18 protein-coding genes and 1 tRNA gene are annotated in these 21,033 nt (G+C 39.0%); 13 read left to right on the forward strand and 6 right to left on the reverse strand.

Features of this window, described 5'->3' with window-relative positions; genetic code table 11:
- Window positions 1-1,125 (reverse strand): bifunctional 2-C-methyl-D-erythritol 4-phosphate cytidylyltransferase/2-C-methyl-D-erythritol 2,4-cyclodiphosphate synthase, encoded by a 1,125-nt coding sequence (locus tag LCX93_RS04080; RefSeq protein WP_226068773.1) that lies wholly within the window; start codon window positions 1,123-1,125, stop codon window positions 1-3.
- Between the two features lie 217 nt (window positions 1,126-1,342).
- Here LCX93_RS04080 and thiC point away from each other — a divergent pair, with 217 nt between their 5' ends.
- Both thiC and LCX93_RS04090 read left to right on the forward strand, forming a co-directional pair.
- Window positions 1,343-2,743, forward strand: a complete 1,401-nt coding sequence (gene thiC / locus LCX93_RS04085) for a phosphomethylpyrimidine synthase ThiC (RefSeq protein WP_226068774.1) — start codon at window positions 1,343-1,345, stop codon at window positions 2,741-2,743.
- 303 nt (window positions 2,744-3,046) lie between these two features.
- A complete protein-coding gene (locus tag LCX93_RS04090; RefSeq protein WP_226068776.1) occupies window positions 3,047-4,201 on the forward strand; it encodes an Mrp/NBP35 family ATP-binding protein in 1,155 nt (384 codons plus the stop codon).
- Between the two features lie 53 nt (window positions 4,202-4,254).
- On the opposite strand, the gene LCX93_RS04095 is transcribed toward LCX93_RS04090, so the two are convergent.
- The 3 genes from LCX93_RS04095 to LCX93_RS04105 all read right to left on the reverse strand — a co-directional run bounded on the left by LCX93_RS04095 (window position 4,255) and on the right by LCX93_RS04105 (window position 10,655).
- The gene (locus tag LCX93_RS04095; protein ID WP_226068783.1) at window positions 4,255-6,102 is read right to left on the reverse strand and encodes a GGDEF domain-containing protein; all 1,848 of its coding nucleotides are present in this window, start codon (window positions 6,100-6,102) and stop codon (window positions 4,255-4,257) included.
- Window positions 6,103-6,317: 215 nt separating this feature from the next.
- A complete protein-coding gene (gene glmS / locus LCX93_RS04100) occupies window positions 6,318-8,132 on the reverse strand; it encodes a glutamine--fructose-6-phosphate transaminase (isomerizing) (protein WP_226068785.1) in 1,815 nt (604 codons plus the stop codon).
- Window positions 8,133-8,141: 9 nt separating this feature from the next.
- On the reverse strand, window positions 8,142-10,655 hold the full coding sequence (locus tag LCX93_RS04105) for a [protein-PII] uridylyltransferase family protein (protein WP_226068787.1): 2,514 nt from the start codon (window positions 10,653-10,655) through the stop codon (window positions 8,142-8,144).
- Between the two features lie 304 nt (window positions 10,656-10,959).
- Between LCX93_RS04105 and LCX93_RS04110 the strand changes: the two genes are divergently transcribed.
- From LCX93_RS04110 to LCX93_RS04155, 10 genes are all read left to right on the forward strand, one after another.
- Window positions 10,960-11,247, forward strand: a complete 288-nt coding sequence (locus tag LCX93_RS04110) for a putative quinol monooxygenase (RefSeq protein ID WP_226068788.1) — start codon at window positions 10,960-10,962, stop codon at window positions 11,245-11,247.
- 3 nt (window positions 11,248-11,250) lie between these two features.
- On the forward strand, window positions 11,251-12,426 hold the full coding sequence (locus tag LCX93_RS04115; RefSeq protein WP_226068789.1) for a class II aldolase/adducin family protein: 1,176 nt from the start codon (window positions 11,251-11,253) through the stop codon (window positions 12,424-12,426).
- A 319-nt stretch (window positions 12,427-12,745) separates the two neighbouring features.
- Entirely contained in the window at window positions 12,746-13,255 is a 510-nt protein-coding gene (locus LCX93_RS04120; protein WP_226068790.1) for a transposase, read from the forward strand.
- A gap of 274 nt (window positions 13,256-13,529) precedes the next feature.
- Window positions 13,530-15,092, forward strand: coding sequence for an autoinducer-2 kinase (gene lsrK / locus LCX93_RS04125; RefSeq protein WP_226068791.1), 1,563 nt, complete (start codon window positions 13,530-13,532; stop codon window positions 15,090-15,092).
- 204 nt (window positions 15,093-15,296) lie between these two features.
- The gene (gene mqnE / locus LCX93_RS04130; RefSeq protein WP_226068793.1) at window positions 15,297-16,334 is read left to right on the forward strand and encodes an aminofutalosine synthase MqnE; all 1,038 of its coding nucleotides are present in this window, start codon (window positions 15,297-15,299) and stop codon (window positions 16,332-16,334) included.
- A gap of 161 nt (window positions 16,335-16,495) precedes the next feature.
- The gene (locus tag LCX93_RS04135) at window positions 16,496-17,254 is read left to right on the forward strand and encodes a glycosyltransferase family 2 protein (protein WP_226068795.1); all 759 of its coding nucleotides are present in this window, start codon (window positions 16,496-16,498) and stop codon (window positions 17,252-17,254) included.
- A complete protein-coding gene (locus tag LCX93_RS04140) occupies window positions 17,251-18,054 on the forward strand; it encodes a DNA ligase (protein WP_226068797.1) in 804 nt (267 codons plus the stop codon). The genes LCX93_RS04135 and LCX93_RS04140 overlap by 4 nt, the downstream gene beginning before the upstream one ends.
- A gap of 160 nt (window positions 18,055-18,214) precedes the next feature.
- Window positions 18,215-18,391 carry a helix-turn-helix domain-containing protein gene (locus LCX93_RS04145; protein ID WP_226065952.1) on the forward strand — a complete coding sequence of 59 codons (177 nt, stop codon included), beginning with the start codon at window positions 18,215-18,217 and terminating at the stop codon, window positions 18,389-18,391.
- Between the two features lie 64 nt (window positions 18,392-18,455).
- Window positions 18,456-18,839, forward strand: a complete 384-nt coding sequence (locus tag LCX93_RS04150) for an IS1 family transposase (RefSeq protein WP_226068804.1) — start codon at window positions 18,456-18,458, stop codon at window positions 18,837-18,839.
- A 13-nt stretch (window positions 18,840-18,852) separates the two neighbouring features.
- Complete coding sequence (locus LCX93_RS04155; protein WP_226068805.1) at window positions 18,853-19,278, forward strand: Uma2 family endonuclease; 426 nt, start codon at window positions 18,853-18,855, stop codon at window positions 19,276-19,278.
- Window positions 19,279-19,413: 135 nt separating this feature from the next.
- On the opposite strand, the gene LCX93_RS04160 is transcribed toward LCX93_RS04155, so the two are convergent.
- On the reverse strand, window positions 19,414-19,662 hold the full coding sequence (locus LCX93_RS04160) for a ComEA family DNA-binding protein (protein ID WP_226068806.1): 249 nt from the start codon (window positions 19,660-19,662) through the stop codon (window positions 19,414-19,416).
- 782 nt (window positions 19,663-20,444) lie between these two features.
- Here LCX93_RS04160 and LCX93_RS04165 point away from each other — a divergent pair.
- Window positions 20,445-20,520 (forward strand) — tRNA-Phe (locus tag LCX93_RS04165).
- A gap of 191 nt (window positions 20,521-20,711) precedes the next feature.
- Here the strand turns inward: LCX93_RS04165 and LCX93_RS04170 are convergent.
- Window positions 20,712-20,960: a ComEA family DNA-binding protein gene (locus LCX93_RS04170; RefSeq protein ID WP_226068807.1), complete on the reverse strand. Its 249-nt coding sequence runs from the start codon at window positions 20,958-20,960 to the stop codon at window positions 20,712-20,714.
- Window positions 20,961-21,033: the final 73 nt, after the last annotated feature.

Here is a 21,033-nt window from a genome sequence, read left to right on the forward strand (position 1 = left end):
TTATCCTATTATCTTCCAGTTAAAATATTTTAAATTTGCATTGGCAATGACTCCAACACCTTCACTTCTGCCAATAAAACCAAGTTTTTCTGTGGTTGTTGCTTTGACATTGACTCTTGCTTTGTCGATTTTGAGTATCTTTGCAATAGTTTTTCTCATTGCATCTTTATAGTTTGCAATTCTTGGTTTTTGCGCGGCTATTGTAATGTCTGCATTGACAATTTCAAAACCGTAGTTATAGATTTTTGTCACGACTGTTTGTAACAGTTCTTTTGAATCTATACCTTTGTAGGCACTGTCGTTATCTGGAAACAGCATGCCTATATCACCCATACCGGCAGCCCCTAAAAGGGCGTCTATAAGTGCGTGCAGGGCAACATCTCCGTCACTGTGGGCTTTAAATCCGTAATCAGCATCAATCTCTACACCGCCAAGAAACATTTTTCTTTTTTCGTCAAAAGCATGGACATCAAAACCGTTGCCGCTTAAAATGTCACTTGAGGGTGCTTCGAGACATGGAAGCCTGTTTAAATCATGGGTAAAAGTGATTTTACAGGCATCTTCATCTCCTGCAACAAAGATACGGGTGCCTCCGTAGGCAACAATGGCACTGCTCTCATCTGTAAATTCCGTGGATGTCTGCAGGGCTTTTTGCAGTATTTTAGTGCGGGAGAGTTGGGGTGTTTGGATTTTTTTGACTTTATCTCTGTCTATTGTCGTATTTTCATATACTATAGTGTCTGTTACCGGTAAAAAAGGAACGATACAGTCAGCTTCTTCTTTTTGCGCAAGTATTCTTTGGAGCAAATCTTCGCTGATACAGGCTCTTGCTATATCACTGACAAGAACATATTCACTCTTTACATGTAGTAAGGCATTTTGCAAAGAGTCTTGCCTGGAACTGCCCCCTTTTACAAAAGAGTAATCGGCATAATTTTGCATAAAGGCAATATCTTCTTCGGATGAGACAACAATAATTTTTGAAAAAAGTCCGCTGTGAGCAAACCTGTCTGCTACAAACTGCCATAAAGGTTTGTGCTGTATGCGCAACCACTGTTTTTTTACAGAGGTGTCAAAGCGACTAGAACTACCGGCTGACAATAGTACAAGCGTTAAATCAGACAAATAGTCTCCTACATATATAAAAGTGTTACGAAATTATACACATAGAAAGCTTTTTTTTATCTTGAATGTGTAAATTTGTCATTTTTATGTTCACATTTTTTGACTAAGCACTTACATAAATAATCTCATCAATTCATTCACTTTATGTTAGATTAACTTTATTTGATTATATTTCCATCATATATAAAGAATGAAAAATAATATTGAGGAGTAGCTTATGAGATCTTCATGGGTAAAAGAGCGAGAGGGTGATTCTGTAAGAACACAGATGCACTACGCAAAGAAAGGCATCATCACACAAGAAATGGAGTATGTTGCAAAAATAGAAGATTTGTCTCCTGAACTGGTTCGTAGCGAGATAGCACGCGGCAGACTGATTATACCGGCAAATATTAACCACACATCATTGGAGCCAATGGCTATCGGAATTGCGAGCAGATGTAAAATCAATGCAAATATCGGTTCTTCTGCAATTGCCTCTGATGTACAGGGTGAAGTAGAAAAGATGGAGGTCTCTCAACACTATAAGGCAGATACGGCAATGGATCTCTCAACCGGCGGTGACCTGGATGAAATCAGAAAAGCTGTAATCGCTTCTTCAAAGATTCCTATCGGAACAGTGCCTATTTATCAGATTTTACATGATGTCGGTAACAAAATTGAGGATTTGACTATAGATGTTATGCTTGAAGTTTTGGAACGTCAGGCAAAACAAGGGGTTTCTTACTTTACAATTCATGCGGGTTTCCTGCTTGAGACTATGCCTAAAGTTGCAAAACGTAAAATGGGTATTGTTTCCCGCGGCGGTTCTTTAATGGCTGCCTGGATGATGCACTATCACAGAGAAAACCCTTTTTATACTGCATTTGATGATATTTTGGATATTTGTGCAAAGTATGATGTTTCTTTGTCTCTTGGAGATTCTCTTCGTCCCGGTTGTCTGGCAGATGCCTCTGATGAAGCGCAGCTTGGTGAACTTAAAGTGCTTGGAGATTTAACGCTTCGTGCCTGGGAAAAAGATGTGCAGGTTATGATTGAAGGTCCCGGGCATGTCCCAATCAATCAGATTGAGCGCAACATGAAGATACAGAGAGAACTTTGTCATGAAGCTCCTTTTTATATTCTAGGGCCGTTAGTTACTGATATTGCGGCAGGATATGATCATATCTCTTCTGCAATCGGTGCCGCTGTCGGTGGATGGCATGGAGCGAGTATGCTTTGTTATGTGACACCAAAAGAGCATCTTGGTCTTCCAAATGCAGATGATGTCCGTGAAGGAATTATCGCTTATAAAATTGCGGCACATGCTGCGGATATTGCCAGAGGTCGTAAAGGTGCGCGTGATATTGATGATGCTATGAGTGATGCACGCTACACATTTGACTGGGAAAAACAGTTTGAACTGGCACTTGACAGCGAAAGAGCACGGGAATACCATGATGAGACACTGCCTCAAGATGTATTTAAAGAAGCAGAATTCTGTTCTATGTGTGGGCCTAAATTTTGTTCATACAAAATTACACAGGAAATTATGGACAACCCTGAGGGAATAGAAAGAATTATTCAGGACAATAAAGATAAAGAAGCGGCAGAGGCTGAAGCAGAAGCTTTAGTTTAAAACCTGACTTAAAAATAAATTGATTTTAAACAAGACAATATTTATCTTATTTAGATATAGTACACTTTACAAAATAAAAATTGTTCACTGTTTAAACAGCCGGCACTGCTTAGCATTAAAAGTACCGGTTCCAACATTGCCATTAAGTTAAGCATTTTTTGGAACCCGTACTTTAGTGCGGGCTAGAGTGGCAGAAAAGCTAAAATAGTCGGCACTAAAGTACCGATTCCGAAGTGTTTCGGAACCTGTCCTGATGGATGGGCTGAAAACAGTATAAAAATTAAATAAATTAAAGGAAAACGAATGACTGAAGAAATTGTAAAATCGGCACTCTCAAAAGTTATGTATCCAGGATTTACCAAAGATATCGTAACATTTGGTTTTGTAAAAGATATAGCAATCAACGGAAATGATGTAAGTTTCACTGTTGAAATTACATCATCAGCACCGGAAGTGGCTGCACAGATAGTTGACGAAGCAGAAAAAGAGTTGAAAAATGCAGGTGCAGGTAAAGTTACTGTAAATATTAAAGCACCGCAAATGCCAAAAGAGAGTTCGTCTCAAGGTAAAAATATCGCACCGCAAATTAAAAACTTTTTGATGGTGAGTTCAGGTAAAGGTGGTGTTGGAAAATCAACTACTGCTGTAAATATTGCAATTGCACTTGCGCAACAAGGCAAAAAAGTAGGTCTTTTGGATGCTGACATTTATGGTCCGAATATTCCTCGTATGTTAGGTATTTCTGATCAAAAACCGGAAGTAACAGGAAACAAAGTGCTTCCGATGAAAGCATACGGCATAGAAGTTATGTCTATGGGCTCACTCATGGAAGAAGGGCAGTCGTTAATCTGGCGTGGTGCTATGATTATGAAAGCGATAGAACAGTTCTTACGTGATATTTTATGGTCAGAACTGGATGTTTTAGTAATTGATATGCCACCGGGAACAGGTGATGCACAGCTTTCACTTGCACAGGCTGTTCCTGTAACTGCGGGTCTGACTGTAACAACACCACAGTCTGTTTCACTTGATGATTCACGCCGTTCACTCGATATGTTTAGAAAATTAAACATTCCTATTGCGGGAATTGTTGAAAATATGAGCGGATTTATTGCACCTGACACCGGTGTTGAGTATGATATTTTCGGAAAAGGAACATCTCAGCCAATGGCGGATGAATTTGATACGAAAATAATCGCCGAAATTCCAATCGAACCGGCTATCCGTACCGGTGGAGACGAAGGAAAACCAATTATTTTTGCAGACCCGTCATCAGAAACAGCAAAACGTTATATGAAAGCTGCCGAGTCTATCTGGAGTACAATTGAAGAGATCAATGCAAACGGCGGAGTGGACAATCAGTCTGTTCAGCCGACAACACCACCAGGTGTAAGTGCATGTTCAACAGGTGGTTCTTCATCACAACAACAAAGCAGCGGAGGATGTGGCTGTAGTTAAAAAGTTATAAAAAAGCAACGCTTTTGCGTTGCTTAATCTCTTTCTAACCTTTTCTATCGTAAGTGTTCATCCTCTGACATCTCCGGTTTATACTCAACAATTTTATTTCTTCCTGTCGTTTTTGCCACATACAAAGCAGTATCTGCATATTTAATACATTTCCAAATCGTATCCCCGTCTTTAGGAAACTTGGATATACCTATACTCATGGTTTTTTGTATGGTTTTTCCGTTGCCGACATCAAAAACAAGTTTCGAAAATTCAGAGTGAATTTTTGAAGCAATCATTTTTGTTCCTTCATCTGTGGCATTGTGCAGCAGGACAACAAATTCTTCTCCGCCGTATCGAATAGCCAGGTCTGATTCTCTGATACTGCTGCGAAGTACTTCTCCTATTTTTGCAATGACTTTGTCTCCTACATCATGCCCGTAGGTGTCATTGACTTTTTTAAAGAAATCAACATCAAGCATTAAAACACTGTATGTTGTATTGTCCCGTTTGGCCTGATTTGCAAAAGTGTCTATAAACTCTTCGAGAAATCTTCTGTTATAAAGTCCTGTCATTGCGTCTCTGAGAGAGGTGTCACGGAGTTTTGACATTAAAATTTTACTCTCTATAACCGGTTTAGCCGCTTCAAGATAGTTTTCAATACTTTTGATAAAACTATTGACTCTGTTTAATTCATTTTTCTCTTTGGTTGTAATGGAAATGACAAGAGAGTTTTCATCATTAATTGTAAAAGGAATACATATATACTCCAATCCTTCGCAACTGCATTCTCGGCATAAATTGACAAATTCACTTGAGATTACTGCCGTATTTGTTCTGTGTGCTCTGCATAATGACGCTTCTTCGTCCACTTTGTCATTACAGACACTTTTGCCGTTGGAGATATAAATAAGCTTTCTTGTGGCTTTGAGTGTATCTATTTCATAAAATGCAAAATGGGAAAGCTCATATTTATTACTCAGTACATCTACAATTCTTTGATAGACTATCTCTTTAGTAAGATCATGTTCAATCGTCTTTTTGAATTTATATATATCCGAGAGTTCCCCGATGATTGTTTTTGCTTCATGAAGAGGGTCGCTTGAAGAGACACATCCCTGGGGAATAAATGTTGCAAGGTTGTATTTTATGTCGCCAAAGGTCTCCTGCATCTTTCGAAAGAGCGTATTGAGCTGGTCGACAATATTTTTTGCATCACCTTTGACTTTTGTGGTAAATTCATAGGAAAAGTCTCCCTTATAGGCTTTTCTTATTCCTTTTTGCATATTGGAGAAAAGTTCCATATAAGGTGTCACATAATGGTTGATCAGGAGTAATACAATGACAATGAAAAGAAGATTTATCCCAAGTATTTTTAAGATGGTGAACATTCCCGCATTGCGCATATCGGTAATATCAAACTCCATACTGATGGCTCCGAGTGTATCTCCGCGCTGAACATTGTGGCAGGAGAGGCAGTTTGGACCGTTTGCAACCGTGGCTTTATACGGGATTGTAATTCTAAGCATGGAGTTTTCAGTCGATTCTGAAATTTTCTGAACCGTTTTTCCTGTTTTTAAAACTTCTTCATCAATCGCATCTCTTACTGTTTCACTGTTAAAGCCTTTTCCGTATTGTTTGATGACTTTGTCAGATCGGACAATCCACAAGTTTTTTATTTTATCATTGTTGGAGCTGATCTGATTGAGAAAATAACTTCTTTTGTCCATAATACCGTTGACCATATGTGCTGTCAATCCATCTTTGACGATGGCTGCCGCCATTGTGGCTCTTTGTGTAGCATCTTTTATGCTGTATTCCCTAAAATTTAAAGAGACATTTACGATAGTGGCCAAACCAAGACCAAAAAGCATTAAAGCGACAAAGAGTAGGAGTTTTGATTTTGTTTGCATAGTGTTCACTTATAATAGGATTGTTTTTGTTATATTAGCCAGAAACAAATTAATTTAAAGTGAAAAATGTTATTTTTCTTTGAAGTGCGGGTGAAAGTGGTAAAAAAGCTAAAACAGTCGGCACTAAAGTACCGATTCCAAGGAGTCACTACATTTTGGAACCCGGACTTCAGTCCGGGCTTGCAGGCATAGAAAATACAGCTTTCAAGATATATCTATTCTACCGTAACACTTTTTGCAAGGTTTCTTGGCATGTCTACATCATTTCCAAGACGAATCGAAATTTCTAAAGATAAGAGTTGTAAAACAACCATCATTTCAAAAAACTCCAGCATATAGTGTTCACGTTTTTTTGTCTGGATGAAATCATCCGCCTTGTCAAATTCCAGAGGACTGATGGCACAGATAGTAGAATCTCTCGCACTCAGCTCCTCAACATTGCTTTTTGATTTTTCATAAAGCATGTGTTGCGGAAGCAGGGCAATGGTAAAAAGTTCCGGATCGGCCAAGGCGATAGGTCCGTGTTTCATCTCTCCGCTGGGATAGCCTTCGGCATGCAAATAGGAAATTTCTTTGAGTTTCAAGGCACCCTCAAGGGCCAACGGAAAGAAAACATCCCTGCCGATAAAGAAAAAACCGTGTCCGTGCAGATAGCGTTTGGACAATCTTTTAATACGCTCGTGCATTGCATCCTCTACATGTACGCTTGTCGGAATTGCGCGCAGATAGTGTATATGTTGTGTAAGTTCATCTTTGGTGAGTGTTTTCTTGCTTTGTGCTACATGTAAAGCAAGCATCCAAAAAACCGTGACCTGCGTTGCAAAGGCTTTTGTCGAAGCCACCCCTTTTTCAATACCTGCCCTTGTGAGTATCGTTTTGTCGGCAATACGGACCATGGAAGAGTTGTCAACATTACATATAACAAGCGTTTTTAATCCTGCTTTTTTGGCCATTTTGAGTGTCTCAAGTGTATCTGCAGTCTCACCGCTTTGGGAGATGACAATAAAAAGTGTCTCTTTACTCATGATGGGTGAACGGTAGCGAAACTCTGAAGCAACTTCAACAGAAGTTTTTATTTTTGCATAGCGTTCAAACAGGTAAGAGGCTGTCAGGGCGGAATGGTACGAAGTGCCGCAGGCACATAGTTTTATCTCGTTGATACCTTCAAAAAAATCCTTTCTTAGTTCATCAAAAATGATTGCATCATCACTTAAGCGCCCTAAAAGTGTATCGGCAATGACAGAGCTCTGTTCATATATCTCTTTTTCCATAAAAAAACGGTATCCCTCTTTTTGTGCGGAGAGTTTGTTGCCTGTAAGCTGCATGAAATGAGGCTCTTTTTTTTCATGGTTTTTGTCATAAATAACAAGCTCATCGGGTGTTGCATAGCCGTAATCACCGTCTTCAAAGTAATTGACTTCCCCGCACTGTCCGATAAGCGGTGTGTCTGATGATGCAAAATATTTTTCATTCGCTTCGTTGATACCTACAAGCATGGGAGAACCGTTTTTTGCAAAAAATATTTTATTCTTTTCTTCTTTTGTGACTAAAAGAATCGCATAGGCCCCTTTGAGCTCAGAAATTGTTTTTTCAAAGGCTTTAAAAGCATTTTTGGTGTTTTTCAGGTTTTTTTCAAATTGATGTACAATCACTTCGGTATCTGTCTGGCTTAAAAAAATGCTGCCTTCTTTAATGAGTTCTTTTTTTAACTCTGCATAGTTTTCTATAATGCCGTTATGCACGACATAGGAGTGTATTCCGGTATGGGGATGGGCATTGAGCTCTGTCGGTTTGCCGTGTGTTGCCCATCTGGTATGACCGATGCCGACGGCAAAGCCGCTTGTTTCGAAATTTTTTGTTTTTTCTTCAAGATTGACAAGTTTGCCTACTGCTTTGCAACTGAAAAAGTCATTATTGTTAAGTAAGGCAATCCCGGCAGAGTCATAGCCTCTGTATTCAAGCTCTTTCAGGCCGTTTAGTAAAATTTCTTTGGTATTCTTTTTTCCTATATATCCGACAATTCCGCACATGCAGTACCTTTATTTTGTGTTTTCTGATAATAATTCATAAATTTTTTCAACATTATTACATATATTGTTTTGTTTTTCCATTAAAAAACTGTCTCGGACCTTGTATTTGCTTGAATGGATTTTTGCTGTGATGATATTGATATGCAGCTCCTCAAATTTGTGCATGACATAGGCCAAAAGCCCTATCTGGTTTGCCGTATGAATTGTCAGTTCGGCATGTGTCATTGAGTGTTCACAGTCAATTGCAATCTCTTCTCTTTTGATGTGAATTTTTTTGAGTTTGACCTCTTTGTCCATATCAAAAGCATTGTCAATGGTGTCCTGAATTTCAACGAGTACATTAGAGTCTACATTCTGTATAAACTCGATTTTAAAATATTTAATGCCGTCAAAGAGGGTGAATATCTCCATCGAAGCGACATTGAGATGTGCCAGGGTAGCGAGAAGATAACCGATATTTAAAGGAATACGCCGATAAATTTCTATACTCAAAGAATTGATGTTTTTGACTCGGAAACTGTACTCTTTTGTCTCTTTTGCGATTTTTGCAATATTGATAATATCAACAGGCGAGTGTTTAAAGAAAAAGAGATTCGATTCTATTGTTAAAACTTTTTTCTGCAACAGACTCGGCAGTTCTTTAAACTCGTCAAGATTTCTGACTCTAGCTTCTATAAGCAGTCTTTTTTTCGCATCGGTAATTCTTCCTGTGTTCTGGGCAACCTCAAGAGCGCTTAAATACAAATCATACAAAAGTTTTGCATTAAAAGCGTTGTAGATATCTCCGCCGACACCGCTGATATCGGCATAGGTGAGAATGTAAAGCAGTTGAAGGTTTTTGGCGTCACCCACTTTTGACATAAATTTATAGAGTGTTTTTTCATTGTGTATGTTTTCTTTGAAGGCTACACTGCTCATAAGAATATGGTGCCGAACAAGAGTGACCGCTCTTTTTGTCTGCTCTTCATTCAAATGGATATGTTTTGCAAACTGGACGACAAGTTTTGCACCGACTTCACTGTGGTCCTGTCTTCTTCCTTTACCGCTGTCATGAAAAAATACGACAATTTTGAGAATCAGTTTTTCTTCTTCGCTCAGTGTATCAAAAAGGTTTTGCAAAAAAGGCTCTGTAATGTTTTCCAGGGCCTGGACACATTTGATGGAATGAATATCAACAGGATAGTGATGGTAGCCGTCAAACTGTGGCAGATGCATAACTTTTCGAAAATTCGGAAAAATTTTGGGGAGGATTCCCGCATCATAAAAAAGTTTTAAAAAGGAAGCTATATGAGCTTTTTTAAAGAGTTCTTTTATGAGAAAATAGGTTTTTTCTGCCAGTGGATGGGAAACTTTTGCAACACTAAACTGATGTAAAAAGCCGGCATCAAAACGATAGTCTTTGTCTTCCAGGTCAAGCAGGAGTTGCAGTAAATCGGAAATTTTTTGCTGAGGCAGCTTAAAAGAAGCATAGAGTCTTGCATTGTACTGATAAAAACCTTTTTTGAGCCTGTTTCGCTTGAAAGCTGCTATATGTTTGGCATCATAGATATACGGACGTACCATTTTTTTTACAAAAATCTGTGTGAAGTTATTGATACGCCATCCGGCTTCCAAAACTTTACCGGCAAGTTTTCTCTGTTCTTTAAACCCTAAAAGTTTACTGACTTGGGGAATATATTCCAAAAGCAGTCTGTCTTCTTGTTTGTTTGCTATGAGGTGCAGGGCGCTTCTGACTCTGTAGAGGAGTTCAAGGGCTATACGGAATTCTTTGTACTCTTCATCGCTGAAAACAGTGCCACTGAGTTCTTTGATACTGTTGATGCCATAAATTGTTTTTGCTACCCAGTAGATGAGATGGGCATCCCGTAAGCCTCCAACACTCTCTTTTATGTTTGGTTGCATAGAGGTCGGGTATTTTTTTCTTCTTTTTTGTGCCTCTTCTATTTTGGCAAGGAGAAACTCTTTTTGTTCATGCAGACGAATTCTGCCAAGTTCTCTTTGTGTTGCATGCCAGGTAAAGGGAGAGCCTGTGATAAACCTGGATTCCATTAAAGAGGTTTTTATGGTAACATCTTCTGTACTTGCTTTAAAAAGATCATCAACCTCGTGGACTCTGTGCCCGAGCTTCATTCCTGCATCAAGGGCAAGATAAAAGAGTTTTTCTATGATAAGTTCACAGTTATACCCCTCGACATCCTGGTAAACGATGAGCAGGTCAATATCACTGTGCACGCAAAGCTGTTCCCGACCGTAACTGCCAAGGGCTATAATGGCTATGGGAATGGAACTGCGCATAGGCAGATAGTTGCCAAAGGCACGGCGCAAAACGGTTTTGTACATTAATTCTATAATAGAATCAAGTTTTTTTGTATGGCGGACCAAAAAATCTTTTCCCTGATTTTTTGTAAAGAGTTCCGGCAGTGATTCTTTATACTCTTTTATATACTGTTTAAAAAGTTTTGAAAGCTCAAAATCAGAGCCTTTTTTTTCTAATACATTTTCTATTTCTAAAAGTAAATTCATAATTGATTATATTGAATTTTTGCTATAATTTGTCTTTAAAATTTAAAAAAGCCAAAATGTATATATCCGGAACCCGTACTTCAGTGCGGGCGAGAGTGGCAGGAAAATAACAACAGTCGGCACTAAAGTACCGATTCCGAGGAGTCATTGCATTTCGGAACCCGTACTTCAGTGCGGGCTGAGAGTGGAATGAAAGTAACCGTAACCTGTACTTTTAACGCTAAAGCGTAACTTAGAAAAAAACTAAATTTTTTTCTGCAGTGCGGGCTGAACACGGAAAAAAAATAAAAAAGGGAAAACAAAAATGACAATTACAAAAAGCGTAACATTCATAGCAAAAGATGGCTGTGAAGAAAAAATGAAAGAACTGCTGTCTGCTATGGTAGCACCGAGCAAGGCAGAAAAAGGCTGTATTTTCTATGAAATATTTCAATACAAAAACGATAAAAAAAGATTTATGGCAGTAGAAACCTGGGAAAATGAGGCTGCACTGGACGGGCATAAAGCTTCCGCACATTACAAAGTATATAAATCTTCATATGAGCCATACTGTGAAGACAAATATACAGATGAACTAGAAGTGTTGGGGTAAAGCATGGACAATTTATGGAATGAAAAAAAAGCGGCTACATGTAAGAGTGATTTGGATTTGCGAGTCTACAGCTCGAATCTTTTAGGGCAAAATGATGAACTTGTGCTTCACGGAGGCGGCAATACCTCACTCAAAAGTAAGATAAACGGCGAAGATATCTTACATGTAAAGGGCAGCGGCTGGGACTTGGCAAGCATAGAGGCAGAAGGTTTTGCCCCTGTGAAGCTGGATGCACTTTTGGAAATGGCAAAACGCGAGCATTTGAGTGACAGTGAAATGGTACGTCTGCAACGTGAAGCGATGACAGACAAATCAGCACCGAATCCTTCTGTCGAGGCGATTTTGCATGCGCTGATTCCCTACAAATTTGTAGACCATACGCATGCGGATGCGATAGTGACAATTTCAAACTCTGTTAATGGTGATGAACACATTGTGAAACTATTTCCGAATTTTTTAATAGTAGATTATGTCATGCCGGGCTTTGAACTGGCACATACAATCTATGAAATGACAAAAAATTTGGACTGGGAGAGCATAGACGGTATCATTTTACATCATCACGGGATTTTTACTTTTGATAATGATGCCAAAAAATCTTATGACAAAATGATAGCGGCCGTGACAAAAGCAGAGAAATTTTTGGATGAACAGGCCGTTGTGCATATTGAGCATAATTACGTGCACAGTGACTGCGACATTGGTAAAATTACAAAGGTACTTTCTGCCGCGAAAGGCTATGAAGTCTCTATCAATATCAACCAGTCACCATTAGCCGCATTTTATGCCTCACAGCCGAATTTAAAAGAATTTGCATCCCGCGGTGTTTTGACTCCCGAGCATATCATACGCACAAAAAGAGTACCGCTTGTGATGGAAGATACCAATTTAGAAGCAGCAGTAGAACAATACATGCAAGAGTATAAAGCATATTTTGAAAAATATGCCACTGATGAGGTGATGCTCAATCCTGCACCAAATTATATGATTATTAAAAATCTCGCAGTCATCTCTTTTGGTAAAGACAGAAAAGAGGCGGCTATCATCAATGACATAGTCAACCACACAATGCTCGCAGTCTTACGTGCAGACAAACTCGGCGGCTATCAAAGCATCAGTGAAAAAGAGAGCTTCGCCATGGAGTACTGGGAACTGGAACAGGCGAAACTGAAAAAGTAGCAATAGTCGGCACTAAAGTACCGATTCCAAGGAGTCACTGTATTTCGGAACCCGTACTTTTAACGCTAAAGCGTAACTTAGAAAAAAACTAAATTTTTTTCTGCAGTGCGGGCGAGAGTGGCAAAAAAGTAGCAATAGTCGGCACTAAAGTACCGATTCCAAGGAGTCATTGTTCTTGGAACCCAGACTTCAGTCTGGGCGAGAGCGGCAGGAAAAAAACAACAGTCGGCACTGAAGTACCGATTCCGAGCTATTTTCGGAACCCGTACTTCAGTGCGGGCTGAACCAGATAGAAATTTCAAAAAGGCAGAAACACAGAATGAACCACACAAAACTGCATCATATCAGCCTCCAAGAACACTACCAGTTTATAACCTTTCGTACACAAGAGAGTGTGGATGCTTACGTGCAAAAAATTCTGGCAAATGATGAGAAAGAGCATATAAAACAGTTTCAAATAGACAACTATTTAGACAGTTCAAAAAACGGTGCCTATCTGTATGATGAAGCGATTGATGTTTTTATAGATGTGATTTTACAAAAAGATGAACATCTTTATGATGTGCAAATCATGGCGATTATGCCAAATCATATTCATATATTATTGAAGCAAAATGATGATTTAGGTAAAATTATGCAATATATCAAAGGCACAAGTGCGGTTGAATTAAACAAACTCCTACATAAATCAGGAAAATTTTGGGCAGAAGGGTACTATGATAAACTCATAAGAGATGAAGAGCACTATGTAAAAGTTTATAACTACATAAAAAATAATCCTCTTAAAGCCGGACTGAAGGATGAAAGAGTTTTTAGCAAATATGAGTAACAACAGTCGGCACTAAAGTACCGATTCCAAGGAGTCACTGCATTTCGGAACCCAGACTTCAGTCTGGGCTGAACATGGAATGAAAGTAAGAACAGTCGGCACTAAAGTACCGATTCCGAGGTATTTCCGGAACCCGTACTTTTAACGCTAAAGCGTAACTTAGAAAAAAACTTTTGACTAAAGTCTTATGCCAAATTTCACTAAATGAAATTAGGTAAATTTTTTTCTGCAGTGCGGGCGAGAATGGCGAAAAAGTAAAGCAAAAAGGAAAAACATGGCATATCTTTTAGCAATAGATGCGGGAACAGGCAGTATTCGTGCTGTGATTTTTGACACGCTGGGGAAGCAAATTGCCGCAGAACAAAAAGAGTGGACACACTTAGAAGAAGAGGGTGTGGCTGATTCCATGGCTTTTGATTTTGAAAAGAACTGGCTGCTTACATGTAACTGTATTAAAAATGTCATACAAAAAGCAAACATTGACGCTGCAGATATTTTGGCACTCAGCGCTACAAGTATGCGAGAGGGAATTGTACTGTATGACGCAAACGGCAATGAACTGTGGGGCGTTGCGAATGTCGATGCCCGTGCTTCAAAAGAAGTAAAATATTTAAAAGAAAAATTTCCGGAAATTGAAGAAGAGTTTTACCAAAAAAGCGGACAAACCTTTGCTCTTGGTGCTTTGCCCCGTTTGCTGTGGCTGAAAAACAACAGACCCAAACTGTATGAAAAAGTAGCAAATATTTCTATGATAGGTGACTGGATTTTGGCACGCCTGAGCGGAGTGATAGCCGTGGACCCGAGTAACGGCGGAACTACTGGGATTTTTTCGCTTGCTTCGCGTACTTGGGAAAAAGAGATGGCACAAAAAGTCGGCATAAAAAAGGAGATATTTCCTCCTGTGTTGGAAACAGGAATGATTCTTGGCAATGTAAGCGAAAAAGTTACAGATGAGACAGGACTGAGCCCCTTGACGAAAGTTGTTATGGGCGGAGGTGATGTACAGCTTGGCTCTGCCGGACTCGGAGTTGTCAAGGAGGGTGATGTAGCCGTTTTGGGCGGCAGTTTTTGGCAACAGGTGGTCAATATACCAAGCAGTGTCAAACCGCCAAAAGATATGAGCATACGTGTTAATCCGCATGTTATCGAAGGTCTTTCTCAGGCAGAAGGCATAACATTTTTTTCAGGGCTGGTGATGCGATGGTTTCGTGACGCTTTTTGTCAGAGGGAAAAAGAAGAGGCAAGTCTGTGCGGCAAAGATGTGTATGAAATTTTAGAAGAAAAAGCACAGAAAATTCCTGCCGCTTCATACGGTATTTTACCGATATTTTCTGATGTGATGAAATACGGTAAGTGGTACCATGCCGCGCCGAGTTTTTTAAATCTCGGACTTGACGCTGAGAAATACAATCATATTTCGATGTTTCGGAGTTTGGAAGAAAATGCTGCTGTTGTTTCAAGCATAAATTTGGAAAAAATAGCCGCATTTGGCGGGGTAAATATAGAAGAGATCGTCTTTGCAGGCGGGGCAAGCAAAGGAAAACTATGGGCACAGATTTTAGCAGATGTTACGGGTTGTGTGGTGAAAATTCCAAAAGTAACGGAAGCCACAGCGCTCGGTGCGGCAATGGCTGCCGGTGTCGGAGCAGGTGTGTATGAAAGTCTACAAGAAGCGGCAAACAGTTTGGTGGTCTGGGATAAAAAATACCTGCCAAATCAGAATAACAGAGAAGTTTATGACAACTTAAAAAGAAAGTGGCAAAAAGCGTATGAAGTGCAATTAAAGCTAGTTGATGATAATATCACGACTTCAATGTGGAAAGCCCCCGGACTTTAAAGAAGTAAAGTCGGCACTGAAGTACCGATTCCGAGGTGTTTTCGGAACCCAGACTTCAGTCTGGGCGATAACGGCAAAGAAGCAACAATAGTCGGCACTAAAGTACCGATTCCGGGGGATGTGCAGTTGCTTTGGAACCCGTACTTTAGTGCGGGCGAAAGCGGCAAAAAAGCAACAACAGGTGCTAAAAAAACAGGTAAAAGAATGAATAACAGAATAAATTTTGAAGATGCAATAAAACTTTATGAAAAAGACCTTTTTGAACTCGGTGAACTTGCCGATGCAAAACGTCAGAAATTACATGGCAAAAAGACATATTTTAATATTAACCGGCATATAAATCCTACAAACGTATGTGCAGATGTTTGCAAATTTTGTGCCTACTCTGCAACACGCAAAAACCCTAACCAGTATACTATGAGCCATGAAGAAATTATGAAAATAGTCGATAATATAGTGGCACATGACGCAAAAGAGGTACATATAGTCTCTGCTCACAATCCTAATGTGACGCTCGATTGGTATTTGGGTATTTTTAAAAAAATAAAAGAGAAATATCCTGCCTTACATGTAAAGGCGTTGACTGCTGCAGAAGTAGACTTTTTGTCTCGTCATCATGGGCTCACGTATGATGAAGTGCTTGACTTGATGGTAGAAAACGGCGTGGATTCTATGCCGGGCGGCGGTGCTGAGATATTTGATGAAAAAGTACGTGACTACATCTGTAAAGGCAAAGTAACTTCGGACCAATGGTTCGAAATTCACAGAAAATGGCACGAACGAGGGAAAAAGTCTAATGTGACGATGCTGTTTGGGCATGTAGAATCACGTGAAAACCGTATAGACCATATGATGCGTATACGTGAACTGCAGGATATAACAGGCGGATTTAACGCATTTATACCGCTTGTGTACCAGACGGAAAATAATTACCTCAATATTGACAAACCTATCACGGCAAATGAAATACTCAAAACCTATGCTGTCGCAAGACTGGTGCTTGACAATGTCGCGAATTTAAAAGCCTACTGGGTGACATCAACCGTGAATTTGGCTCTTGTCGCACAGGAATTCGGGGCAAATGATTTGGACGGTACGATAGAAAAAGAGTCGATCAATTCTGCAGCAGGGGCAAAAAGTGCCAACGGAGTGGATGTAGAAGAGTTTACAGGATTGATAAAAAACAGTGGTTTTACGCCTGTTGAGCGTGACAGTGTTTATAATGAAATAAAGGTCTGGTAAGCTAGTCGGCACTGAAGTACCGATTCCGGGGAGCCACTGTATTTCGGAACCCGTACTTCAGTGCGGGCTGGGAGTGGCAGGAAAGTAACAACAGTCGGCACTAAAGTACCGATTCCGGAACCGATTTCAGTGCGGGCTGAGCATGGTAGGAGAGTGAAAAAATGGACATATCGGTAATCATTCCAACCTATAACCGATACAAACTTCTAAAAAGAGCTATAAAATCAGTACTCGATCAAACATACACAGCAAAAGAAATTATAGTGATAGATGACGGTTCTACTGATGCTACATGTAACATACAAAAAGATTTCCCAAATATTATATACATTTACCAAAAAAACAGGGGTGTTTCTGCTGCCCGTAACCGAGGTATAGAGATTGCCAAGAGTGAATGGATAGCTTTTTTAGACTCAGATGATGAATTTTACCCCCAAAAACTGCAAAAACAGGTAGATTTTCATAAAGCAAATCCGGATATTTTGATGAGTTATACGCAGGAGCAATGGGTAAGAAACGGCGTTACGGTAAAAATACCTAAAAAATACAGAAAAATAGGAAAAGATGCTTTTTTGGAAAATCTGTCATATTGTAATATTGCTCCGTCATCCGTAATGCTTCATAAAAGCTTACTTGAAAGAGTAGGGCTTTTTGATGAGCATTTGGAAGTATGTGAAGATTATGACCTGTGGCTTCGCATTACATGTAAGCATAAAATAGGGCTTATCAATGAAAAACTCATTAGAAAATATGCAGGGCATGATGCTCAACTCGGGTTTCGAAAAAATATGGATGTATATAGAATAAAAGCGCTTAAAAAGCTGTTGCTTACATGTAACAGCGAAGAAAAAAGGCTTTTAATACAACATGAGTTGGCTGGGAAAATTTTAGAGCAACAAAAAAGAGAGATGAAAGCATGAAATTTTTACTATTGCTATTGCCATTGTTGCTTTTTGGAGCAAAGCCAAAGCTGTTACTTTTGCAAACCTATAAAGACCAAAATGTCAGCGGTTGGCTTGTGAGTGAAAAGCTTGACGGCATACGGGCTTACTGGGATGGAAAGCATCTCGTCAGTCGTGGCGGTAAAATAATTCATGCACCGAAATGGTTTTTGCAAGACTATCCGCCGTTTGCTATTGATGGTGAGTTATGGACGAAAAGGGGTGATTTTGAAAACATTTCCAGTATTGTACGAGACAGGGTGCCGAGTACGCAATGGCAGACAGTAAAACACTGCATTTTTGAAGTGCCGAATGTTCAAGGCGGTTTGTTGCAGCGACTTGAAAAGGTGAAACCCTATGAGGGTAAATATATCACAATTATTCCTCAGCATACCGTCAAAAACAAAACAGATTTGATAAAGTTTTTAAAAACAGTAGAAGCAAAAGGAGGAGAAGGTGTGGTCGTTCGTGACCCGCTTGCACCGTATATCAACAAAAGAACAAGTAAAGCATTGAAGGTGAAAACATTTCATGACAGTGAATGTGAGGTAGTCGCCGTCATAAAGGGCAAAGGAAAATACAGCAGGGTTTTGGGTGCTTTGCAATGCAGACTGCCAAACGGCACACTTTTTAAAATTGGTTCTGGATTTAGCGATGAAGAGAGAAGAAATCCGCCAAAAACAGGGGATATTGTTACTTTTAAATATAAAGAGTTTACAAAATACGGTAAGCCGAGATTTCCTGTTTTTATGCGGGTACGGTCAACGCCATTAAGTTAAGCATTTTTTTGGAACGCGGACTTCAGTCCGGGCTGAGAGTGGCAAAATTATTGCAACAGCCGGCACTGAAGTACCGGTTCCGGGAAAGTAGTAATTTGGCACTGACTAACTAGAACAGAAATTGCTTAAAAAGATAAAATTCATAAAGAAGGATTTTATCATGGCAGTAAAAGAGAGTGAAAGAAAATACAGACCATATAAACGATTAACACAAGAGCAGATAGAACTTATATATAAACTCTTTGAAGAGAAGATGGAACAAAGGAAGATAGCAAGAGTACTAGGGGTGCACTTGCGTACAGTACAATACCATTTAAAAAAAACTCAACGAATATAAAGATCTTTATATCGACTTTGCAAACAGAATCAAATCGGCACCTGTAGTCTTTACATACATGATAATGGATGAACCGTATACATTCATAGGTAAAAAGTCAAAAAGATACTATTTATGGGCATCTATAGCTGTTACACAACATGGAAAATATTTCTATTTTTATCATCTCTCAAGATATAAAAATGCAGGAGCGCTTTTTGAGTTTAATCAACAACTCCCGTCTACAGATAAAATATACTGTGACGGTTGTTTCTCCTATGATAAGATTTATGGATCTAAAGCAAGTATGGAGAAATCCAAAATAACCAATGTGATTGAAAACCTTAATTCTCAGATAAGAGATAAAATCTCTTATCTTGTTAGAAGAACAAAAGCCCATGCCAGAAGTTATGAGTGGCTTGATAATAGACTTGCCTGGTTCTTTGTTAATAAAAATATTGGTAAATAAGGTTATTTAGTCAGTGCCAAAAATTAGTAATAATATCGGATGGGAATTGAAAAGTATTTTTCAAGATTGCACAAAATGTCAGGTTTTGCTCCCTGTGGACTGGAAAATAGCAGAAGACACGGTTGTGCAACCGGATAACAGTGTAATATGTCATGAACCAAAAAATGAAGCATACATAACACAGGCACCAAAAATTATTTTTGAAGTGTTGTCCAAAGCAACCGCCAAAAAAGACAGAGGCATAAAATATGATTTGTATGAAAAAGAGGGTGTAAGCTACTACATTATAGTCGATCCGGAAGAAGAAAATGCAAAAGTGTATCAGCTTCAAAACGGAAAATATATAAAAATGTGTGATGTCAGTGATGCCGTTGTTGTCTTTAAAATAGACGAATGCAACAAAGAGCTGCCGTTTGATTTTAGCAAGATTTGGAAATAGTCGGCACTGAAGTACCGATTCCGGGGGATGTGCAGTTGCTTCGGAACCCGTACTTCAGTGCGGGCTGAGCGTGGCAGGAAAGTAACAACAGTCGGCACTGAAGTACCGATTCCGGAGAGCTTTAGTGTAAATAACTTATTTTTTACACTTTCCGACTATTAAGTTAGTCTTGTTCTTTTCCACTGTTTTAGTACTAATGCCTTTTACAGATGTTAAGTCATCTATATTCTTAAAACAGTGATTTTCTCTGTAGGCTAAAACAGCTTCAGCTTTTTTCGCACCTATGCCGTTAAGCGTTGTCAGTTCTGATTTACTTGCATTGTTTATATCTACTGCACTCAAAAGCAGTGTAGCACTTATGGCTAATATAGCTAAAAATTTCATGGGGACCCTTTTTTTGATTTGGAACAGTATACATAAAAAAATATTATTCAGCTAATTTTATTGTAAATTGTCAGAATATTGTGTGAAATCTGGGTGAAAATGAGGTATTTAAGAATTTGGAATTGTTAGTCGGCACTGAAGTACCGATTCCGAGTGATGTACAGTTGTTTTGGAACCCGTACTTCAGTGCGGGCTGAGAGTGGCAGACAAGTAACAACAGTCGGCACTGCAGAAAAAAATTTACCTAATTTCATTTAGTGAAATTTGGCATAAGACTTTAGTCAAAAGTTTTTTTCTAAGTCATGCTTTAGCATAGAAAGTACCGATTCCGAGAGCTGTTGTTTTTTGGAACCCGTACTTCAGTGCGGGCTGAGAGTGGTAGGAAAGCTACAATAGTCGGCACTACAGAAAAAAATATTATTTAGCTAATTTTATTGTAAATTGTCAGAATACTATGTGAAATCTGGGTGAAAATGAGGTATTTAAGAATTTGGAATTGTTAGTCGGCACTGAAGTACCGATTCCGGGGGATGTGCAGTTGCTTTGGAACCCGTACTTCAGTGCGGGCTGAGCGTGTCATGAGAGTTGGCGAGCGACGGCGAAATATGTAGGATATAATACCCGGTTTGGATTTATAAAATGTTTCAAAAATATGAAATATTGCTTTAAAAAAAACTATACAAAAGCTGTTCAGACAAAGAAAAAAGAAAAAAACTGCCGAAAAGCTTCATACTAAGCAACTATTCAGTTAAGTATGACTATAATTCCAACTCTTTCATAAAGGCCTGTTAGCTCAGTCGGTAGAGCAAGTGACTGAAAATCACTGTGTCCTTGGTTCGATTCCGAGACAGGCCACCACCTCTTTAAGTTGCAATCAAAAAATCAATAATAAAACATAAGAGAACCGCCGTTTGCTTTTAGTAAGATTTGGAAATAGTCGGCACTACAGAAAAAATTTAGTTTTTCTTACAAGTCATGCTTTAGCATAGAAAGTACCGATTCCGGATGGGTTTAAAAAGAAAACTCTGACCTTAAAATGAAAAAATAACTTACTTTTTACACTTTCCTACCATTAGTTTGGCTCTGTTCTTTTCTACGGTTTTCGTACTGATGCCTTTGACTGCTGTTAAATCATCTACATTTTTAAAACAGTGATTTGTTCTGTAGGCTAAAACTGCTTCAGCCTTTTTCGCACCGATGCTGCTGAGTGTTGTCAACTCTGATTTGCTTGCATTGTTTATGTCTACTGCACTCAAGAGCAGTGTAGCACTTATGGCTAATATAGCTAAAAATTTCATGGGGATCCTTTTTTTAATTTGGAACAGTATATATAAAAAAATATTATTTAGCAAATTTTATTGTAAATTGTCA

The organism is Sulfurimonas sp. SWIR-19, assembly GCF_020410885.1.
Lineage (GTDB): Bacteria > Campylobacterota > Campylobacteria > Campylobacterales > Sulfurimonadaceae > Sulfurimonas > Sulfurimonas sediminis.